An 18,676-nucleotide genomic window follows, 5' to 3' on the forward strand; every position below is an offset into this window, starting at 1 on the left:
GTGGGCCAGCGGTTCTACGGCGCACTCTTCGGCTGGCGGACGGAGACCGACGCGCGGGAGGACATGGGCGGGTACACGATCGCGTACGTCGGTGATCTCCCGGTCGCGGGGATGATGCCGCTCGGCGCGGAGGGGCGACCGACACCCAGGGCGCCGGCTTCCATCTGTGGCAGGCCCAGGGGTTCGGGGGAGCCGGGCTGCTCAACGCCCCCGTCCTCATGGAGCCCACGTCGGTGCCGGACGGGCCCCGGATCGCGGTGCTGCGGGATCCCGGCGGGGCGGTGTTCGGGGTGTACCTGGCGGGCACGGAGGGCTGAGGCGCACGGCTTGCGTTGGAGCGCGCTCCAGCTCATAGCGTCGTACGCACGACGACCTGTCTGAAGGGGAACTGATCGTGCGCTACACACTGTTCGGCAAGACCGGCCTGCGCGTGAGCGAACTCGCGCTCGGCACCATGGTCATGGGTGACGACCCCGCCTACGGCTCCGACAAGGAGACCAGCGCCAAGCTGCTGGACGCCTATGCCGACGCGGGCGGCAACTTCCTCGACACCGCGGACATCTACGCCGGCGGCGACTCCGAGCGCATCCTCGGCGAGCTCCTGGCAGGCCGGCGCGAGGAGTTCGTGCTGGCGAGCAAGTACACGTGCGGCACCCGCGAGGGGGACGTCAACGCGGCCGGCAACCACCGCAAGAACCTGGTGCAGTCGCTGGAGGCGAGCCTGAGGCGGCTGGGCACCGATCGGCTGGACGTCCTGTGGGTGCACGCGCGGGACAACTTCACGCCGGTCGACGAGGTGATGCGGGCGCTGGACGACCTGGTGCGGACGGGCAAGGTGCTGTACGTCGGCGTCTCGGACTGGCCGGCCTGGGAGATCGCACAGGCCAACACCCTTGCCGAGCTGCGGGGTTGGTCCGCGTTCGCCGGTTCGCAGTTGCGCTACAACCTGCTGGAGCGCACGCCCGAGCGCGAACTGCTGCCGCAGGCCCGGGCGTTCGGCCAGGCGGTGTTCGCGTGGGCGCCGCTGGCGGCCGGGAAGCTCACCGGCAAGTACCGCCGGGGTGAGACGGGCCGGCTCGACGCGTGGGGTGACAAGCCGAACTCACAGGAAGAGGAGGTCATCACCGCGGTCCTGGACATCGCCGAACAGGGTGGCTGGAGCCCCGCCCAGGTGGCGCTGGCCTGGCTGCTGGGGCGCCCCGGGAACGTCGTGCCGATCATCGCGGCCACCAAGGAACACCAGCTCGCCGACAACCTCGGCGCTGTCGACGTCCGCCTCGACGCCGACGCGGTCGCCCGCCTCGACGAGGCGAGCGCGGTGCCGCTCGGTTTCCCGCACGACTTCGTACGGGAACCGACCGTCCTCCGCAACATCTACGGCGATCTCTGGGAGACCATCGACGACCGCCGCTCGGGCTACCGCCGGACGGCGACGGACGTCCTCTAGGGGCGCCAGGAGCTGCGCGATCGGTGGGATCAGGCGCGTAGCGCCCCCAGCCGGCCCTCCAACTGCCCGAGCAACTCACCGAGCAGTCCGGCGAGTTCGCCCTGGCGCTGCGGGTCGAGGACGGACAGGACGGCCGTCTCGTAAGCGAGTTGTTCGGGCAGGATGCCGTCGACGATCTCCCGGCCCGCGTCCGTGAGGCGGACGTGGGCGACGCGGCGGTCCCGGGTGTCCCCGCGGCGTTCGACCAGGCCGCGTTCGGTCAGCTGCTTGAGGCGCTTGGTGACCGCGGCGCCGGAGGAGAAGGTCTCCCGGGCCAGGTCGCCCGGTGTCAGCTCGTGCCCGGTGCGGCGCAGCGCGCCGAGCAGGTCGAACTCGGGGCGGCTGAGTCCGGCCCGGCGCAGCGGGGCGTCCTCGGCCTGCTGGAGGAGGGCGGCGCAGCGGTTGACGCGGCCGATGATCTCCATGGGGCCGGTGTCGAGACCGGGGTGGACGGCCTGCCACTGCCGGACGACCGCGGAGACGGTGTCGCCCCCGGTCGCGTCCGCCTGCCGTCCGTTCGGTGCCGTCATGGCCGTATGCCCTCCGTCGTCGCGTTCCGGTGCACCTCCTGGTGCCGTACCGTCGCGGCGAGCGTACGGTGTCCGGCCTGCTCGGCGTGCACGACCCGCTCCTGGGGCAGTGCGCCCTGCCACCACTCACCGGCCGCGGCGTCGTCGGCGGCCCGCAGCTCCACCAGGTGGGCGGCGAGGGCGCGGCGGGCGGACTCCAGGGCGCGCGGGTCGGGGTGCGGCTCGGCCAGGAGGCGGGCGGCGTGTTCGCGGGCGCGCTCCACGGCGGCCAGCGTCCGCTCGATGCGGCTGCCCGCGCGGCGGTTGGTGACGACGATCGCGGCGCCGAAGCCGACGAGGGCGCCGACGACGGTGTCCACGATCCGCTCGGTGATCAGCCGCCCGGGTTCCTGGAAGCCGGCGAACTCGGTGATCAGCAGCGCCATCGGGGTGACGCAGACGCTGCCGAGCCAGTAGTTGCGGCTGATGAGGGCCTCGGCGCCGAAGTTGAAGGCGAGGCAGACCAGGACGAGGGCGGCCGGGCCGAGGTGGGCGAGCGGGACGACGGCGGCGAAGAGGAGAACGCCGGCGAGGTTGCCGACGACGCGCTGGACGCCGCGGCTCCAGGTGAGGGTGAGGTTGGCCTGGTAGAGCGAGGCCGCGGTGACCAGGGCCCAGTACGGGCGGCCGACGCCGAGCGCGAGGGAGGCGTAACCGGCGAGGGCGCAGCCGACGGCGGTGCGCAGGGCGAGCGGGGTCAGTGGGCCGAGCCTGCGCCACAACGGAGGTGCGGGGACGGCGAGTTCGGCGTCGACGCCGAGGAGTTCGCCGTGGTCCGCGGTGGCGGGGACCGGTGCGGTGCCGCGCAGGTCGCGAGCCCAGGCGCGCAGACGTCGTGGGTCGGTGTCGGCGGGGGCCGCGAAGGCGACCTCGGCGCGGACGACCAGTCGGTCCAGGGCGCGGCGGGTCGGGGTGCGGGCGCCGGCGGACAGCAGGGACTGCCAGGCGGCCTGGATCGCGGCGGCCGCGGCGGCCCTGGTGCGGGGGTCGTGCTGCTCGACGTGGGCGGCCGTGGCGTTCAGGGCGTGTGCGGTGGCCCGGCGCTCGGGGCCGTGCGGCCGGACCAGTCCGGGTGCCATGCCGATGATCCATGCCCAGGCGCCCGCCGCGAGGGCGAGGGCGAGGTGGCCGGGGACCTGGGCGAGGGTCTGCGGGGCGAACAGGGAGGCCGAGGTGATGAAGGTGAGGACCACGTTGCCGGGCGGGCCGACCCGGGTCGCGTCGCACAGCGCCTTCTGCACGGCGGCCAGCAGGGCGCCGACGGCGACCAGGACGGCGGCGTCGGTGGTGAGCGAGGCGGTGACGAGGGAGACGGCGAGGCCGCCGACCATGCCGAGCACGACCCAGGCCAGGGCGCGGGCCCGGGCGGCGTAGGGGCGGTTGTGGGCGTACAGCGCGCACAGGGAGCCGGCCATGGTGTACATCGCCAGGTCGAGGCGGCCGAGCGCGAGCAGGATGAGGTTCGGCGGGGCGACCGCGACGACGACGCTCAGGGCGGGCTTGAACCAGATGTCCGAGGGGCGGCCGAGACGGAGGACGCCGGCCAGGGGGAGGCGCCGGACGCGTGACGGGGCGGGGACGGGCTTGGCACTGCTCATACCGACAACCTTAACAGGTGTTTTACCAGTAAACGATAAAGGCTGACCTGCCGTGCTCCGCCGAATGCTCCCCGTGTACACCCTTGCGCTCGCGTGCGCGCCGCGTGGCCGGGGCATCCCCTCCCCGTCCGACCGTCTAGCGGGGAGGCGCGTGTGCACGGACCGGCTTCGCCCGGCTGGCTGCTGGTCGCGCTGTGTGCGGCGACCGGGGCCTACTGCCTGCTGCGGATGCGCAGCGATGTCGAGGAGCAGCGCCGCGCGGCGGGCGGCGAGGCGCTCATGGGGTTCGGCATGGCCGCGATGGCCGTCCCGGCCGCGGTGTTCACTCCGCCGTCCTGGGCCTGGGCGGCGTACGCGGCCGTGTTCGGGGCGGCGGCCCTGCGGGCCCTGTGGGCGGCGCGGACCAGCGCCCACCATCTGCATCACCTGGTGGGGGCGTCGGCGATGGTCTACATGGCGGTGGTGATGGCGGCGTCACCCGGACACCACGGCGGCGGCTCCGGGAGTCCCGTCGTGACGGGGGCGCTGCTTCTCTACTTCATGGGCTACGTACTGCTCTCCGGCGTGCGGCTGGTGCCCGTCACGGCCGGGGGCGGAACCGTCGCGTGGGGAGACCGGCCCGAAGTGGCGCGGGCCTGCCGGCTGTCGATGGGGATCGCGATGGTGGCGATGCTGGCGACGCTCTGACGACCCGGGCCCCCTGCGGCCACAGCCGTGTCCTGCGTCACTTTGCCGCGGGATGCCGTACCGGTGGGCGGCGGGCCGCTCATAGGGTGCTCCCATGATGGTCCCCGCGGCACTGTTGCTGCTCGGCGCCCTGACCGCCGTAGTCGCCCCTCGGCTGCTCGCCCGGTCCGACTGGCCGGACCGTGAACCGGTGGTCGCGCTGTGGGTGTGGCAGTGCGCGGTGGCGGCCGTACTCCTGTGCTGCGCCCTGTCGATGACACTGAGCGCGGCGGCGGCCTGGCAGGCGGTACGCGGCCATGTCTTCGCACCGGCGCCGCGCGCGGTGGTGGAGGCCTATGCGCTCGGGGCGGGCGGCACCTGGGCGGCGACAACGGCGGTGACGCTGGCGCTCGGTGGGGTGTGGAGCGCGGCGATGCTGGTGCGTGAGATCGTACGGGCGCGGGCGCGGCGTCGGCTGCGCCGGGCCGAACTCCTGGTACGGGCCCCGCTGTTGCCCGGCGAGGAGAGCGGCACCGGTCGCCTCGTGGTCCTGGAGGGTGAGCGCGCGGACGCCTGGTGGCTTTCCGGTCCGGCGCCTCAACTCGTCGTCACCACGGCCGCGTTGCGGCGCCTGAAGGGTCGTCAGCTGGATGCCCTGCTGGCCCATGAGGAGGGGCACGCGCAGGCCCGGCACGACTGGCTGCTGCACTGCTCGTCGGCGTTGGCGGGCGGGTTCCCGCAGGTGCCGGTGTTCGCCGCGTTCCGCGACGAGATGCACCGGCTGGTCGAACTCGCCGCGGACGACATGGCGTCCCGCCGCTTCGGCCGGCTGACCACGGCGCTGGCGCTGGTGGAACTCAACGAGGACCGGGGCGTGTTCGGCCCCGGCCCGACCCCGCACGCCCACGTCCCCCAGCGGGTCCACCGCCTCCTCACGCCCCCGGACCGACTGCCGGCCACCCGACGCCTGGGCCTGACGGCGACCGCGGCGCTTGTGCCGATGGTGCCGTTGCTGGTGGCGTTCGTACCGGGGTTGCGGGCGTTGGGCTGGGGCGGCTGAGCGGCGGGCGCTCCGGAGGGCTCGCCACCACCCCCTGATCCTCGGGGCGACCGGCGGGATTGGCCTCCGACCCCCGTGGTCGGCGAGGATCGTTGTATGCACTCCCCGCCCGTCGACGCCCCGCCCAGCCCGCCGGACCACCACACGGCAGTCCGCGCGGCCGGGGTCCTGGGCGCGTGCTCCGTGCTGCTCCTCACGCTCGTCGCGGTGCGCTGGCGTCCCCTGATGAACTTCGACGGGGACATCGCCGACACCACCCATCGGTGGGCGGTCGAGGAATCCGGGCTGACCCACGCGTTCCGCATCCTGACGGACTGGGTGTGGGACCCGTGGACGATGCGACTGCTGTGCGCGGTGGTCGTGGTGTGGCTGGTGTGGCGACGGTCGGCGTGGTGGACGGCGATCTGGCTGGCGGTCACGTGCGCGGTCGGCACGCTGATCCAGCAGTCCCTCAAGGCGGCGGTGGACCGCCCCCGCCCGGTCTGGCAGGACCCGGTCGACACGGCCCACTTCGCGGCGTATCCCTCGGGCCACGCCATGACGGCCACGGTCGTCCTGGGCCTTCTCCTGTGGCTCCTGCACCACCACGACGTGGGCCGCACCCTGTGGCGCACCGCCCTCACCCTCTCCGTCGTCTCCGTCCTCGGCGTCGGCCTCACCCGTATCTGGCTCGGCGTCCACTGGACCACGGACGTCCTCGGCGGCTGGCTGCTGGGGGGACTGGTGGTGGCGGTGGCCGTGCTGGTGCACGGGCGTCGAGAGGCGTAGGGGAGCCGTGCTCCGGCGCCGAGCGCGGTGGCGTGCGGCTCGTAGGATTTCCGCATGATCGCCGTGCTGTTCGACTTCTCCGGGACCCTCTTCCGTATCGAGTCCGCCGAGTCCTGGTTGCGGGGCGGGCTCGCCGAGGCCGGGATCGTGGTGCCCGAGCCGGAGATCGTCGAGACCGCGCGGGCGCTGGAGGTGGCGGGGGCGCTGCCGGGTGGCACGAACCCCGTGCGGGTGCCCGCGGAGATGGCCGGGGCGTGGGCGACCCGCGACGAGAGCGCCGAGCAGCACCGGGCCGTGTACACCGCGCTGTCACGCCAGGTGGCGCTGCCGGACCCGGCACTGCACGACCTGCTCTACGACCGCCACATGTCCCCGGCCGCCTGGCAGCCCTACCCCGACGCCGGCAAGGTGCTGCGGGCGTTGCGCGAGCGCGGCATCGCCATCGGGGTCGTCAGCAACATCGGCTGGGATCTGCGGCCGGTGTTCCGGGAGCACGGCCTCGACCCGTACATCGACGCCTACGCGCTGTCGTACGAGCACGGCGTCCAGAAGCCCGACACCCGGCTGTTCGCCGCCGCCTGCGCCCACCTCGGCGCCGAGCCCGGTCGCACGCTCATGGTCGGCGACGACCGGCGGGCCGACGGCGGGGCCGCCGCTCTGGGGTGCGCGGTGCACTTCGTGGACCACCTGCCGGTGACCGAGCGGCCGGGCGGGCTGCTGCCCGTGCTGGATCTGGTGGACGAGGGCGGGAAAACCCGGTCGTCCGGCTGAACGGCGAGCCAGTAAGTAGCCTCAGGCCACCACTGGGGTGTGAGGAACCGTCCGTCTCGGACGATCCCCCGCGTCGCCCGAGACGGACGGCAGCCCTGACCAGCCGTTTCATCGGCCGATCCGAACGCGTTGAGTATAGTTGGCTGGCAGCCAGTCAACGCAGGAGTTACAGCATGTCCCCGCGCAGCGCCTCGGTCAATGAAGAATTGCGGCGGCGATCCCGCGAGCGGCTGCTGCAGGCGGCGGTCGAGGTGGTCAGCGAGCGCGGGTACGAGGCGACGACGCTCGGCGACATCGCGGACCGGGCCGGCTCCGCGCGCGGTCTGGTGTCGTACTACTTCCCCGGCAAGCGCCAGTTGGTGCAGTCCGCGGTGCACCGGCTGATGAACCGCACGCTGGAGGAGGCGCTGGAGCGGGAGCCGCACACCGAGGACGGCCGGGAGCGGATGGCGCGGGCCATCGACGCGATCCTGGGCCTGGCCCGGGACCGGCCGGTGCTGATGCGTCAGCACATGGCGGGGCTGCTGCAGGCCGAGGGGTTCCTGCCGTGCCCGGAGCAGCGGCGCCTGGCCGAGCTGCTGCGGGACACCGTCGTACGCAATGGATCACAGGACCCGGACGCCGACTACCCCATGCTGCGGGCCCTGTTGATGGGCTCGGTCTACGCGGCGCTGGTGCCGGGCGTGCCGATGCCGCTGCCGGTGCTGCGCGCCGAGCTGTTCAAACGCTACCGGCTGGACTGGGAGTTGGGGGTCCCGCCGGACACCGAGGCGGCGTCCGGCGGGACGGGCGACACGGATCTGTCGCGGTTCTTCGCGACCGGGGCCGCACCGGAGTGCGGCCCTGAGGGTCAGTCGAAGTAGTCGGGCTGCGTCTGGGTGTTGAGCTCCTTCAGCCGGACCCACTTGGCGGGGTCGGTGCGTCGGTCGCTCAGCTTCAGGACGTCGAAGCCCTTGGTGATGTCGTTCGAGTAGATGTAGCCGTTGTAGTAGTACGCCGACCAGGAACCGCCGACCTTGAGCGTGTCGGTGGTCAGCGGGCCGCGCTCGAAGTAGCCGATCTCCTTGGGCTGCGAGGAGTCGGTGAACTCCCAGACGGAGACGCCGCCCTGGTACCAGGCCTGGACCATGATGTCCTTGCCCTTGACCGGGATCAGCGAGCCGTTGTGGGCCACGCAGTTCTCGGTGTCGGCCTGGTGGCGCGGAATCTTGAAGTAACTGCGGAAGACGAGCTTGCGCTTGTCGCCCTTGCCGACGATGTCGTAGATGCCGTCGGCTCCCCGGTTCGGACCGACCGTCGCGTTGCAGGTGGCGGCGCCACCGCCGCCCAACTCATCGGTGAACACGACCTTGTTGGCCTTCTGGTTGAAGGTCGCCGAGTGCCAGAACGCGAAGTTCACGTTGTCCTGCACCTGGTCGATGACCTTCGGGTGCTCGGGGTCGGCGATGGAGAACAGGATGCCGTCACCCATGCACGCGCCCGCGGCGAGGTCCTTCGAGGGCAGCACCGTGATGTCGTGGCAGCCGGTGGTCTTGGAGACACCCGGGTTGGTGGGCGCGCCCGGGTTGCCTCCGCCGTCCGGGCCCTCGCCCGGGAACAGCACCGGGAAGCCCACGACCGCCGCCTTCTCGGGGGCGTTGCGCGGCACCTTGATGACCGAGATGCCGTCGTGCGGGGGCTGGCAGTCGGGGTAGGCGGCGTTCGGCGAGTACGAGGAGACGTAGATGTAGACGTTCTTGCGCTCGGGCACCAGCGTGTGGGTGTGCGAGCCGCAGGCGGTCTCGACGGCGGCGACGTACTTGGGGTTGGTCTTGTCGCTGATGTCGAAGACCTTCATGCCCTCCCAGGAGGACTTCTCGGTCACCGGCTGCGTGGTGCTGTTGCAACTGCTGTCGCTGCGCGAGGAGTCGGTCGACAGGAACAGCAGGTTGCCGGAGACGGAGATGTCGTTCTGCGAGCCGGGGCACAGCACCTGGGCGACCGTCTTGGGTGCCTTCGGGTTGCTGATGTCGAAGATGCGGAACCCGTCGTAGTTGCCGGCGAAGGCGTACCTGCCCTGGAAGGCGAGGTCCGAATTGGTGCCGGGCAGCGCGTCCTTGGGGATGTTGGCCAGGTGCTCGATGTTGTCGGAGTGGACGATCTCGTCCTGGCCGGGTATCTCGCCGTCGGCTATCGCCGACCTCACCTGTGCCTCGGTGCTCTGCGACACCTCCTTGCCGGAAGCCGCCGTGCCGTCCCCGGGATCGGGGGTGGCGGCGGCCGGGACGGCCGTCAGCAGGGCCGCGAGGAGTCCGGTCGCGGCGGCGACAACTCCCAGGCGTCTGTGTCGGGTTCGGGGATCTTTCAGGATCACTGCTTCCTCCCTGGTGCCGTTCGCCTCGGAACGGTTCACACACCACCGAAGTATGGTCTTGACCATGCACACACCAACAGGGGGCAACAGAATCGCAATGAAGTTTTCTGCTCGATAATCCGCGGAAGCGTGCTAGGACAGTCACGGCGCTCACAAGGTGCCACCCAACCCACCTGCCACAGGAGGCCGTTGTGCTCATCCGCCGCGCGTCCCTCGCCACGGTGACCGTTCTGGTGCTGCTCGGCCTCGGGGCCTGCGACTCCGACTCGGACGCCAAGCCGGCGGCGGCGACCGGCCCTTCGGTGCTCGCACCCGGCGAGCCCGGCGAGGCGAACCGCACCCTGTCCGCCGCGGAGGCCGCCGACCAGCGCGCCGAGGACGACTCCCCCAACTCGGCCGACGTCTCGTACGCGCGGATGATGATCGTGCACCACACCCAGGCCCTGGAGATGACCGAACTCGCCCCAGACCGCGCCGCGTCCACCCAGGTCAAAAAGCTCGCCGAGCGCATCGCGGCGGCACAGGGGCCCGAGATCGACGCCATGGAGAGCTGGCTGACGTCGTACGGCAAGGACCCGAAGGGCGGGGCGCACGACCACGCCTCGATGCCGGGCATGGCCACCGAGGCGCAGTTGAAGAAGCTGAAGGCCGCCAAGGGGAAGGCCTTCGACCAGCTCTTCCTCACCCTGATGATCACGCATCACGAAGGGGCGCTCACCATGGCCACCGACGTGAAGGGGCAGGGCAACAACATCCGTATCGAGGAGATGGCCGACGACGTGGTCGCCCAGCAGACGAGCGAGATCTCCCGGATGCGGGACATGCTGTGAAGGGTGTGTTCAGCGGCGCGCGTGACGGGGCGTCAGATAGCCCGCGTCGCGCGCCTGCGCGATCATCCTGAGCGACTTGCGGCGGCTGTGCCCGGTCGCGCACATCACCGCGAGCACCGGATCGAAGCCCTCCTCCTGGGCCGCCCGGTACTCCTGCGCGACGAGCCACCGTCCCTCGACACCCCGCGGCCACGCGGGCCGGGCCCGCCGCGACACGCCCGGCTCGCCCTCCTCCGGCGCCGGCGCGACGCCGCACGCCTCGAAGAGCGGGCCCTCGATCCAGTCGGCGAGGACCGCGAGGTCGTCGAGGGAGAGCGCCGGCTGGGCGCGCACGTCCTCCAGGGAGGCGCAGCCGTCGGCCACCACGGCCAGCAGATCGACCTGGGCGCCGTCGCTGAACGCCAGCCGGACATGGAACCACGAGGTGGCGTCCTCGCCCTCCTGCACTTCCCACGCGGGCCACACGGACACGGCACCGTCCGTCGGACAACGATCAGAAAGATTAAGAAACGATGCTTCTAGCACACACGCAACGTAACCGCATGATCACTTTCCATACCAACGGACACGCGTCCCCGGCTGCGTACAGCACCCTGTCAGCGCAGCAGCCAGGGTGCGATGCTGGAGACATCAGCGATCTGCTCTGATCCCCACGGGTAAGGAGTACCGCCGTGCTTCGTGTCGCCGTCGTCGGCTCCGGGCCGAGCGGGTGCTACACCGCCCAGAGCCTCGTCCAGCTGGACCCCGCGGTGTACGTGGACGTCCTGGACCGTCTGCCGTGCCCGTACGGGCTCGTCCGCTACGGCGTGGCCCCCGACCACGAGAAGATCAAGTCCCTCCAGAACAACCTGCGCACGGTCCTGGAGCACGAGCGGGTCCGCTTCCTCGGCGGCGTCAGGGTCGGCGCCGGCGGATTGCCGACCGCCCGGCTGCGGGCGCTGTACCACGCCGTCGTGTACTGCGTGGGCGCGGCGACCGACCGGCACCTCGGCATCCCCGGCGAGGACCTCCCGGGCAGCTTCTCGGCGACCCAGTTCGTGTCCTGGTACAGCGCCCATCCGGACGCCGTCGACGACGGTTTCGTCCGCACGGCCCGCTCGGCGGTCGTGATCGGCGTCGGGAACGTCGCCGTCGACGTGACCCGGATGCTGGCCCGCGGCGCCGCCGAACTGAGCCCCACGGACATGCCCCAGCCGGCCCTCACCGCACTGACGGCGAGCCGGGTGACGGACGTCCACATGGTCGGCCGCCGCGGCCCCTCCCAGGCCCGCTTCACCACCAAGGAGCTGCGCGAGCTGGCCGGACTCCCGGACTCGCAAGTGCTGGTGGACCACGAGGAGTTGACCCTCGACCCGGCCTACCCGGACCCGGCAGACCTGCCCGCGCCCCAGCGCCGCAACGTGGAGGTGCTGCGGGGCTGGGCACAGGCGCCTCGGACGCCTTCCGCACGCCGCATCCACCTCCGCTTCTTCCTCCGTCCCGTCGAACTCCTCGCCGAGGCGGGGCGGGTGGCCGCGGTGCGCTTCGAACGAACGGCACCGGACGGCCACGGCGGCGTCACGGGAACGGGCCAATACGAGCAGATCGAGGCCCAGTTGGTGCTGCGCTCGGTGGGCTACCGCGGAGTGCCGCTGGAGGGTCTGCCGTTCGACGAGCAGAGCGGCACGGTCCCCCATCTCGCCGGCCGCGTCCTGCGCGACGGCGTGGTGGCGCCGGGTGAGTACGTGGCCGGCTGGATCAAGCGGGGCCCCACGGGAGTCATCGGCACGAACCGCCCGTGCGCGAAGGAGACGGTGACGTCACTGCTGGAGGACGCCGACATCCTCGTACGGGAGGAGAGGCGGGGGGATCCGCTGGAGGCGTTGCGGGCAGAAGGGGCGGATCCGGTGGACTGGACCGGCTGGTGCGCCATCGAGCAGGCAGAGGCAGAACTCGGCGCGTCCCTGGGCAGGGGCGTGGTGAAGCTCCCCGATTGGGAGTCCCTCTTGACGGCCGCGCACCGCAACGCCCTTTAGGGGCGCGGGGCTGTATCAATATGCGGCTCCGCCGCGTGGGCGCGACCAGCCCCAACGCACCCGCACCAGGAAACAAACCAGCAACCACCCCGAAATCAACAATCTGTTTAAGGAGCCTACGGTCCCACCCATGACCAAGCACCCCGTCGACGAAGTCCCACCCGCCCGCCACCTTCTCGCCTTCGGCCTCCAACACGTACTCGCCATGTACGCCGGTGCCGTCGCCGTCCCCCTGATCGTCGGCAGCGCGATGAAACTGTCGCCCGCGGATCTGGCCTATCTGATCACCGCCGACCTCCTGGTGTGCGGTATCGCGACCCTCATCCAGTGCATAGGCTTCTGGCGCTTCGGCGTACGCCTGCCGATCATGCAGGGCTGCACGTTCGCCGCAGTCTCCCCCATGGTGCTCATCGGCACGACCGGCGGCGGCCTCCCCGCGATCTACGGTTCCGTCATCGTCGCGGGCCTCGCGATCATGCTGCTCGCGCCGGTCTTCGGCAGACTGCTCCGCTTCTTCCCGCCGCTCGTCACCGGCACCGTGATCCTGATCATCGGCCTGTCGCTGCTGCCGGTCGCGGGCAACTGGGCGGCGGGCGGGGTCGGTTCGGCGGACTTCGGGGAGCCCAAGAACCTGGGGCTGGCCCTGTTCGTCCTCCTCGTGGTGCTGGGTGTGCAGCGGTTCGCGCCCGCCTTCCTCAGCCGGGTCGCGGTGCTGATCGGCATCGTGGTGGGCCTTGCCGTGGCCGTGCCGTTCGGGTTCACGGACTTCGACGGGGTCGGTGACGCCGACTGGCTCGGGATCAGCACGCCGTTCCACTTCGGGGCGCCCACCTTCGAGGCCTCGGCGATCGCGTCGATGCTGGTGGTGGCGCTGGTGACGATGACGGAGACGACCGGTGACCTGATCGCGGTCGGCGAGATGACGGAGCGCAAGGTCGAGCCGCGCGCGCTGGCGGACGGTCTGCGCGCCGACGGCCTGTCGACCGTCCTAGGCGGTGTCTTCAACACCTTCCCGTACACGGCGTACGCGCAGAACGTCGGCCTGGTCGGGATGACCCGCGTCCGCAGCCGCTGGGTGGTCGCCGCGGCGGGCGGCATCCTCGTGCTGCTCGGCCTGCTGCCCAAGCTGGGCGCGGTGGTCGCGGCGATACCGGCGCCGGTGCTCGGCGGTGCGGGGCTGGTGATGTTCGGGACAGTGGCGGCGAGCGGGCTGAGGACCCTCGCGACCGTCGATTTCAAGGGCAACAACAACCTGACGGTGGTGGCCGTCTCGGTGGCGATGGGCATGCTGCCGGTCGGTGTGCCGACGGTCTACGAGAAGTTCCCGGACTGGTTCCAGACGGTGATGAACAGTGGTATCAGCGCGGGCTGTCTGACGGCGATCGTGCTGAACCTGCTCTTCAACCACCTTCCCTCGAGGGCAGGTTCAGCCGAGGCGGACGGCCTGGCGGTCGGCGGCGCCGAGCAGGGCGTCCAGGAGCCCCGGGAAGAGGTCGTCTAGGTCGTCCTTGCGCAGGCCGTTCATCTTGGCCGTGCCCCGGTAGATCTGCCGGATCACCCCCGCCTCGCGCAGCACCCGGAAGTGGTGCGTGGTCGTGGACTTGGTGACGGGCAGCTCGAACTGCGAACAGGTGAGCTCGCCACAGACGGTGGCGAGCTCGCGCACGATCGCGAGCCGCATCGGGTCGGAGAGCGCGTGCAGGACCGGCTCCAGCCGGATCTCGTCCCGGGCCGGATGCGGCAGGTCACGGCTGCTGGCAGCGGGCGAGGTCACAGCGGCTCCACCTCTCAGGGAAGCCTTCGGCAGGCTTCGGGACATCTTGAAGAAGTCTTCGGGGTGGCCATTGTACGAAACCCTTCGTAGTTTGACATCCACCGTACTACGATGCCTATCGTACGAGCCGACCGCTGGTCCCGTGACGAATTGGAGCCCGCCGTGAGCGCACTCTTCGAGCCCTACACCCTGCGTGACCTGACGATCCCGAACCGGGTGTGGATGCCGCCGATGTGCCAGTACTCCGCGGCACCCGAGGGCCCGGACACCGGGGCGCCCCACGACTGGCACTTCGCGCACTACGCGGCGCGCGCGGCCGGCGGCGCGGGCCTGGTCATCGTCGAGGCCACGGCCGTGAGCCCCGAGGGCCGGATCTCGCCGTACGACCTCGGCATCTGGAACGACACCCAGGTCGAGGCCTTCCGTCGGATCACCCGCTTCCTGGTGGGCCAGGGCACGGTCCCGGGCATCCAGCTCGGCCATGCCGGCCGCAAGGCCTCGACCGAGCGGCCCTGGAAGGGCGGCGCACCGGTCGGAACGGAGGGCCATGGCTGGCAGCCGCTCGGGCCGAGCCCGGTGGCGTTCGACGACAAGCACCCGGCGCCGACCGAGCTGACGGTCACTCAGATCCAGGACATCGTCGGCCAGTTCGCGGATGCCGCCCGGCGCGCCCTCTCCGCCGGCTTCGAGATCGCCGAAATCCACGGCGCCCACGGCTACTTGATCGGCAACTTCCTCTCCCCGCACTCCAACCACCGCACCGACGCCTACGGCGGCTCGTACGAGAACCGCACCCGCTTCGCGCTCGAAGTCGTGGACGCCGTACGGGAGGTGTGGCCGCAGGACAAGCCGCTGTTCTTCCGGATCTCGGCGACGGACTGGCTGGAGGAGGGCGGCTGGACGCCGGACGACACCGTACGGTTCGCCGCCGATCTCCAGGCCCACGGCATCGACCTTCTCGACGTCTCCACCGGCGGCAACGCCTCCGGCGTGCGGATGCCGGTCGGCCCCGGCTACCAGGTGCCGTTCGCGGCCCGCGTCAAGGCCGAGACCACGCTGCCGGTCGCCGCGGTCGGCCTGATCACCGAGCCCGAACAGGCCGAGAAGATCCTGGTCAACGGCGAGGCGGACGCCGTGCTCCTGGGCCGTGAGCTGCTGCGCAACCCGTCCTGGGCGCGGCAGGCCGCGCGCGAGCTGGGCGGGGACGTGCACGTGCCGGACCAGTACCACCGGTCGGTCTGAGCCGGCGGCCCGCGGCTTCGGGAGGACCGGGACCTGGGGAGTACGTCCCGGTCCTCCCGAAGAAGTAGGGCACCCCCGGCGGTTGCTCCCCCCAGGTCAGGGGTAATGCCTTCCCAGGCACGATGTGCCAGGCGCCCGCGACAGCGAGGCTGTTGGTATCAGGCATGAGGAGGGCGTCATGAAGGGCCAGACCCGTATCCGTGTCATCCGCAGGCCCGTTCCCCGCCGGGACGAGACGATCGACCGCAGGACACCGTCGGGACGACTGCTGCCGTACTGACGGCGCCTGCGGCCGGAGTACGTCAACCGACCGTGCAGGACTTTCCGTTGAGACTGAAGGCGCCCGGTGCCGCGCTGTTCCCGGTGTGGGTCGCCTGGTAGCCGATGCCGACGCTCGCGCCCGGGGCGAGCGTCGCGTTGTACGAGGCGTTCGTCGCCGTCACCGCGCCGGAACTCGGCGCGTACGTGGCGTTCCAGCCGCTGGTGATCGTCTGCCCGCCGGGCAGTGTGAAGGCGAGCTGCCAGCCGTTGACCGTGCTCGTGCCGGTGTTGGTGATCGTCACGGACGCGGTCAGGCCGCTGCTCCAGGCGTTGGTGGTCACGGTCACCTTGCAGGGGCCGGCCGGGGGCGGAGGCGTGCTGCCGCCGCCGTCGAGGCCGAAGAACGTGAGCACGCGGGCGCCCATTCCCGAGGCGTACACACCGTGGCCGACGCCCTGCAGGCTGATCGCCTCCACCTGGGCCCGGTCACCGGTGCCGCCGTAGCGGGTGCGGGTCCAGCCGGACTGGGGCGAGTCGGTGGCGGCCGGGGTCTGGCTCACCCCCTGCACGTTCGTCCACTGCTTGATCTCCTCGCCGAAGTTGGGATAGCGCAGCGTGTCGTCCGCGGTGCCGTGCCACAGCTGCATCCGCGGGCGCGGGCCCGTGTAGCCGGGATAGGCGGCGCGGGCGATGTCGCCCCACTGCTGCGCGGTGTGGGTGATCGTGCCCTGCGCGCAGGCGCTGTTCCACTCGGAGCCGTCGCTGGTGGCGAAGCAGCCGAACGGCACGCCGGCGAAGGCGGCGCCGGCGGCGAAGACGTCCGGATAGTCGCCGAGCAGGACGTTGGTCATCATCGCCCCGGAGGAGATGCCGGTGACGAAGACGCGGCCGGTGTCCGCGCCGTAGCGGCCGACCGTCCAGTCGACCATCGACTTGATGCCGACCGGGTCGCTGCCGCCGCCGCGCCTGAGGGCCTGCGGCGAGGAGACGTCGAAGCACTTGCTGGAGCGGGTGACGGACGGATACACGACGATGAAGCCGTACTTGTCGGCGAGCGAGGCGTACTCGGTGCCGGAGTACATCGCCGGGCCGGAGCCGGTGCAGTAGTGGACGGCCACCAGGATCGCCGGATGCGCGGTGACGGTCTGGGGGACGTACAGGTACATCTGCAGGTTGCTGGGGTTCGTGCCGAAGTTGGTGACCTCGGTGAGGGTCGCGGTCGGGGCGGCCTGCCCGGCGGCGGCCGGGGGTGCGGTGAGGAGCACGGTGGCGAGCAACGCCACCAGCATTCCGTGGAGCGCGACAAGGACCGCGCGCAGCGGTCTCCTCGCGATGGTGCCGGCAGTGGCGGACACGTCGGGTCCCTTCGTGATGACGGCTCGTGGGGGCATCGCTGAGGGGAGCACCAGGCATGGTGGCATGCACATGGCCGTGATGGAAGCGCTCCCACAGCACAGAAACCCTCTGCGCGAGGCGTTGACCAGAAAGCGCTTACCCTCTACGTTCCGTTCAGCAGGGTGACCGGACAGCACGCCCTTTCCCGAGAGAGCCGCAAGGAACTGGGCCCGCTGTTCATGTCAAGGCACATCGTTCATGTATGCGATCGACGATCAGCCCCCACACAGAAGGAATCGGGACATGACTTCTTCACCACCTCCCCGCACCCATCGGCGCGTACTGACCGGCGCCGCGGCCGCACTCGGGCTTTCGGTTGTCATGATCATGGCAATCAACACACCGACGGCGAGCGCCGCCACCTGGCCCACCCCCACCAGCAGCAAGGCGGTCACCGCCACCATCTCGCTGTCCGGCACCAAGGACTACGGGATGCAGCGCCTCTACGGCGACGGCCCCCTGGGCACCGACAACCAGGGCGAGGACCAGGGCCCGATCCTCAAGCTGGCGGCCGGCACGGTCCTGAAGAACGTCATCATCGGCGCGCCCGCGGCCGACGGCATCCACTGCGAGGGCAGCTGCACGCTGCAGAACGTCTGGTGGGAGGACGTCGGCGAGGACGCGGCGACGTTCAAGGGCTCCTCGTCCTCGAACGTGTACACCATCTCCGGCGGTGGCGCGAAGGAAGCCAGCGACAAGGTGTTCCAGTTCAACGGTGCCGGGACGCTCAACGTCAGCAACTTCGCCGTGAAGAACTTCGGTACGTTCGTCCGCTCGTGCGGCAACTGCTCGACGCAGTACAAGCGGACGATCAACCTCAACACCATCGAGGCGACCTACAAGGGCGGCAAGCTCGTCGGCATCAACACCAACTACGGCGACAGCGCGACCCTGCGGGGCATCACGATCGTCGGGGACTCCAGCAAGAAGATCGTCCCCTGCCAGAAGTACATCGGCAACAACACGGGCAAGGAGCCGACCACCAACGGTTCGGGTCCTGACGGGACTTACTGCAAGTACGCGTCCTCGGACATCACGTACAAGTAGTCACGTCAGCCCGCCTCCCCCACGGTGAAGGCGGCCGTCCGAAGCGTCCCCGCACGGCGCTTCGTACGGCCGCCGCATCCTGCGCGGCTCACCGCGTCCCGAGTTCGCGCCGGTAGTCGGCGTACGCGGTGCGCAGGGCGGTTCCCGGCCAGTCGGCGGGCAGGAGTTCGGCGGGCAGGACCGGGTCCGCGAGCAGATGGCGGACGACCGCCGCGAAGGCGGTGAAGCGGTCGGCGGGGCGGTCCACGCGCGCGGTGTGCGCGAGCAGGGCCCGGCCCTTGGCGGCCCAAGCGTCCAACGGCCAGAGGTCCGCGGCCAGTTCGGCCGCGGGGCGGTCGGGCCGGGCCGCGCACCACTCCCCCACCCCGGCGAGGTCGTCCGGCAGCGGGCGGCTCACATTGGCGGGGCGCAGCCAGACGCCCTCCCTCAGCTCGGCCAGCCGCAGCGCGGCCAGCCGGGTGCGCAGGTCGGCCCGTTCGGCGGGGCCGCGGCCCGTCGCCGTGATCACGAACATCTCCCAGTCGCCGTTCCACGCGCGCGTGCGGGGATGCACGGCATCGTCCTGACGCCGCTGACGCTCCAGAAGCCGGTCGCTCAGGCGGTGGACGGTGTCCGTGCGGCGCAGGTCACCGGCCGCGACCATGCGGCTGAGCGCGGCCCGCGCGGTGGAGCCGCCGACACCGAAGGGCTCCACCCGGCGGACCAGCTCCTTCACCGGCAGCTCGGGCGGATGCGCGCCCAGCAGCAGACTCAGGACCACCGAGCGCGCGGACAGGGGACGCAGTTCGAGCTGGTCGGGCTGCTCAGCCTGGTTCGTCCGCATGGTCACGTACTGTATTGC

18 protein-coding genes are annotated in these 18,676 nt (G+C 71.2%); 11 read left to right on the forward strand and 7 right to left on the reverse strand.

The genetic code is table 11. The features are described 5' to 3' along the window. Positions 1 to 394 precede the first annotated feature (394 nt). Positions 395 to 1,447: an aldo/keto reductase gene (locus CRP56_RS05090; protein WP_097260655.1), complete on the forward strand. Its 1,053-nt coding sequence runs from the start codon at positions 395 to 397 to the stop codon at positions 1,445 to 1,447. Between the two features lie 29 nt (positions 1,448 to 1,476). On the opposite strand, the gene CRP56_RS05095 is transcribed toward CRP56_RS05090, so the two are convergent. Further along, positions 1,477 to 2,016: a MarR family winged helix-turn-helix transcriptional regulator gene (locus CRP56_RS05095; RefSeq protein WP_079310253.1), complete on the reverse strand. Its 540-nt coding sequence runs from the start codon at positions 2,014 to 2,016 to the stop codon at positions 1,477 to 1,479. After that, positions 2,013 to 3,653 carry an FUSC family protein gene (locus CRP56_RS05100; RefSeq protein ID WP_097260657.1) on the reverse strand — a complete coding sequence of 547 codons (1,641 nt, stop codon included), beginning with the start codon at positions 3,651 to 3,653 and terminating at the stop codon, positions 2,013 to 2,015. Before CRP56_RS05100 ends, CRP56_RS05095 begins: the two co-directional genes overlap by 4 nt. Before the next feature lie 153 nt (positions 3,654 to 3,806). Between CRP56_RS05100 and CRP56_RS05105 the strand changes: the two genes are divergently transcribed. The 5 genes from CRP56_RS05105 (at position 3,807) to CRP56_RS05125 (ending at position 7,781) form a co-directional block, all read left to right on the forward strand. Continuing rightward, on the forward strand, positions 3,807 to 4,340 hold the full coding sequence (locus CRP56_RS05105; protein WP_097260659.1) for a DUF5134 domain-containing protein: 534 nt from the start codon (positions 3,807 to 3,809) through the stop codon (positions 4,338 to 4,340). A gap of 94 nt (positions 4,341 to 4,434) precedes the next feature. Beyond that, complete coding sequence (locus CRP56_RS05110; protein ID WP_097260661.1) at positions 4,435 to 5,379, forward strand: M56 family metallopeptidase; 945 nt, start codon at positions 4,435 to 4,437, stop codon at positions 5,377 to 5,379. Between the two features lie 96 nt (positions 5,380 to 5,475). Further along, the gene (locus tag CRP56_RS05115) at positions 5,476 to 6,147 is read left to right on the forward strand and encodes a phosphatase PAP2 family protein (RefSeq protein WP_097260663.1); all 672 of its coding nucleotides are present in this window, start codon (positions 5,476 to 5,478) and stop codon (positions 6,145 to 6,147) included. A 54-nt stretch (positions 6,148 to 6,201) separates the two neighbouring features. Continuing rightward, positions 6,202 to 6,918: an HAD family hydrolase gene (locus CRP56_RS05120; RefSeq protein ID WP_097260665.1), complete on the forward strand. Its 717-nt coding sequence runs from the start codon at positions 6,202 to 6,204 to the stop codon at positions 6,916 to 6,918. Between the two features lie 173 nt (positions 6,919 to 7,091). Further along, the gene (locus CRP56_RS05125; RefSeq protein ID WP_097260667.1) at positions 7,092 to 7,781 is read left to right on the forward strand and encodes a TetR/AcrR family transcriptional regulator; all 690 of its coding nucleotides are present in this window, start codon (positions 7,092 to 7,094) and stop codon (positions 7,779 to 7,781) included. On the opposite strand, the gene CRP56_RS05130 is transcribed toward CRP56_RS05125, so the two are convergent. After that, positions 7,769 to 9,271 (reverse strand): LVIVD repeat-containing protein, encoded by a 1,503-nt coding sequence (locus CRP56_RS05130; protein ID WP_097260669.1) that lies wholly within the window; start codon positions 9,269 to 9,271, stop codon positions 7,769 to 7,771. The two genes, CRP56_RS05125 and CRP56_RS05130, sit on opposite strands and share 13 nt — an antisense overlap. 191 nt (positions 9,272 to 9,462) lie before the next feature. On the opposite strand from CRP56_RS05130, the gene CRP56_RS05135 reads away from it, so the two are divergent. Beyond that, positions 9,463 to 10,101, forward strand: a complete 639-nt coding sequence (locus CRP56_RS05135) for a DUF305 domain-containing protein (protein ID WP_097260671.1) — start codon at positions 9,463 to 9,465, stop codon at positions 10,099 to 10,101. Positions 10,102 to 10,110: 9 nt separating this feature from the next. Here CRP56_RS05135 and CRP56_RS05140 read toward each other — a convergent pair whose 3' ends face one another. Beyond that, positions 10,111 to 10,572 (reverse strand): DUF6214 family protein, encoded by a 462-nt coding sequence (locus tag CRP56_RS05140; RefSeq protein WP_097260673.1) that lies wholly within the window; start codon positions 10,570 to 10,572, stop codon positions 10,111 to 10,113. A 200-nt stretch (positions 10,573 to 10,772) separates the two neighbouring features. Here CRP56_RS05140 and CRP56_RS05145 point away from each other — a divergent pair, with 200 nt between their 5' ends. Together CRP56_RS05145 and CRP56_RS05150 are read left to right on the forward strand one after the other, a co-directional pair. Next, the gene (locus CRP56_RS05145; protein ID WP_097260675.1) at positions 10,773 to 12,116 is read left to right on the forward strand and encodes an FAD-dependent oxidoreductase; all 1,344 of its coding nucleotides are present in this window, start codon (positions 10,773 to 10,775) and stop codon (positions 12,114 to 12,116) included. Positions 12,117 to 12,246: 130 nt separating this feature from the next. Next, positions 12,247 to 13,617 (forward strand): nucleobase:cation symporter-2 family protein, encoded by a 1,371-nt coding sequence (locus CRP56_RS05150; protein WP_097260677.1) that lies wholly within the window; start codon positions 12,247 to 12,249, stop codon positions 13,615 to 13,617. Here CRP56_RS05150 and CRP56_RS05155 read toward each other — a convergent pair. After that, the gene (locus CRP56_RS05155; protein ID WP_097260679.1) at positions 13,543 to 13,890 is read right to left on the reverse strand and encodes an ArsR/SmtB family transcription factor; all 348 of its coding nucleotides are present in this window, start codon (positions 13,888 to 13,890) and stop codon (positions 13,543 to 13,545) included. The two genes, CRP56_RS05150 and CRP56_RS05155, sit on opposite strands and share 75 nt — an antisense overlap. 162 nt (positions 13,891 to 14,052) lie before the next feature. Between CRP56_RS05155 and CRP56_RS05160 the strand changes: the two genes are divergently transcribed. Next, the gene (locus CRP56_RS05160) at positions 14,053 to 15,132 is read left to right on the forward strand and encodes an NADH:flavin oxidoreductase/NADH oxidase (RefSeq protein ID WP_097260682.1); all 1,080 of its coding nucleotides are present in this window, start codon (positions 14,053 to 14,055) and stop codon (positions 15,130 to 15,132) included. A gap of 302 nt (positions 15,133 to 15,434) precedes the next feature. On the opposite strand, the gene CRP56_RS05165 is transcribed toward CRP56_RS05160, so the two are convergent. After that, on the reverse strand, positions 15,435 to 16,682 hold the full coding sequence (locus CRP56_RS05165; protein WP_257041883.1) for an extracellular catalytic domain type 1 short-chain-length polyhydroxyalkanoate depolymerase: 1,248 nt from the start codon (positions 16,680 to 16,682) through the stop codon (positions 15,435 to 15,437). Between the two features lie 349 nt (positions 16,683 to 17,031). Here CRP56_RS05165 and CRP56_RS05170 point away from each other — a divergent pair, with 349 nt between their 5' ends. Then, on the forward strand, positions 17,032 to 17,835 hold the full coding sequence (locus CRP56_RS05170) for a pectate lyase (protein ID WP_097260686.1): 804 nt from the start codon (positions 17,032 to 17,034) through the stop codon (positions 17,833 to 17,835). Between the two features lie 88 nt (positions 17,836 to 17,923). On the opposite strand, the gene CRP56_RS05175 is transcribed toward CRP56_RS05170, so the two are convergent. Then, the gene (locus CRP56_RS05175) at positions 17,924 to 18,658 is read right to left on the reverse strand and encodes a PaaX family transcriptional regulator C-terminal domain-containing protein (RefSeq protein ID WP_097273739.1); all 735 of its coding nucleotides are present in this window, start codon (positions 18,656 to 18,658) and stop codon (positions 17,924 to 17,926) included. Positions 18,659 to 18,676 lie beyond the last annotated feature (18 nt).

It is taken from the genome of Streptomyces sp. TLI_55 (assembly GCF_900206255.1).
In the GTDB taxonomy this organism is placed as follows: Bacteria; Actinomycetota; Actinomycetes; order Streptomycetales; family Streptomycetaceae; genus Streptomyces; species Streptomyces aquilus.

Coding starts and splice junctions, on each gene's coding strand:
- CRP56_RS05095 (WP_079310253.1), bottom strand. CDS start 2,016: ATGACGGCACCGAACGGACGGCAGGCGGACGCGACCGGGGGCGACACC.
- CRP56_RS05100 (WP_097260657.1), bottom strand. CDS start 3,653: ATGAGCAGTGCCAAGCCCGTCCCCGCCCCGTCACGCGTCCGGCGCCTC.
- CRP56_RS05110 (WP_097260661.1), top strand. CDS start 4,435: ATGATGGTCCCCGCGGCACTGTTGCTGCTCGGCGCCCTGACCGCCGTA.
- CRP56_RS05115 (WP_097260663.1), top strand. CDS start 5,476: ATGCACTCCCCGCCCGTCGACGCCCCGCCCAGCCCGCCGGACCACCAC.
- CRP56_RS05120 (WP_097260665.1), top strand. CDS start 6,202: ATGATCGCCGTGCTGTTCGACTTCTCCGGGACCCTCTTCCGTATCGAG.
- CRP56_RS05125 (WP_097260667.1), top strand. CDS start 7,092: ATGTCCCCGCGCAGCGCCTCGGTCAATGAAGAATTGCGGCGGCGATCC.
- CRP56_RS05150 (WP_097260677.1), top strand. CDS start 12,247: ATGACCAAGCACCCCGTCGACGAAGTCCCACCCGCCCGCCACCTTCTC.
- CRP56_RS05165 (WP_257041883.1), bottom strand. CDS start 16,682: ATGCTGGTGGCGTTGCTCGCCACCGTGCTCCTCACCGCACCCCCGGCC.
- CRP56_RS05170 (WP_097260686.1), top strand. CDS start 17,032: ATGACTTCTTCACCACCTCCCCGCACCCATCGGCGCGTACTGACCGGC.
- CRP56_RS05175 (WP_097273739.1), bottom strand. CDS start 18,658: ATGCGGACGAACCAGGCTGAGCAGCCCGACCAGCTCGAACTGCGTCCC.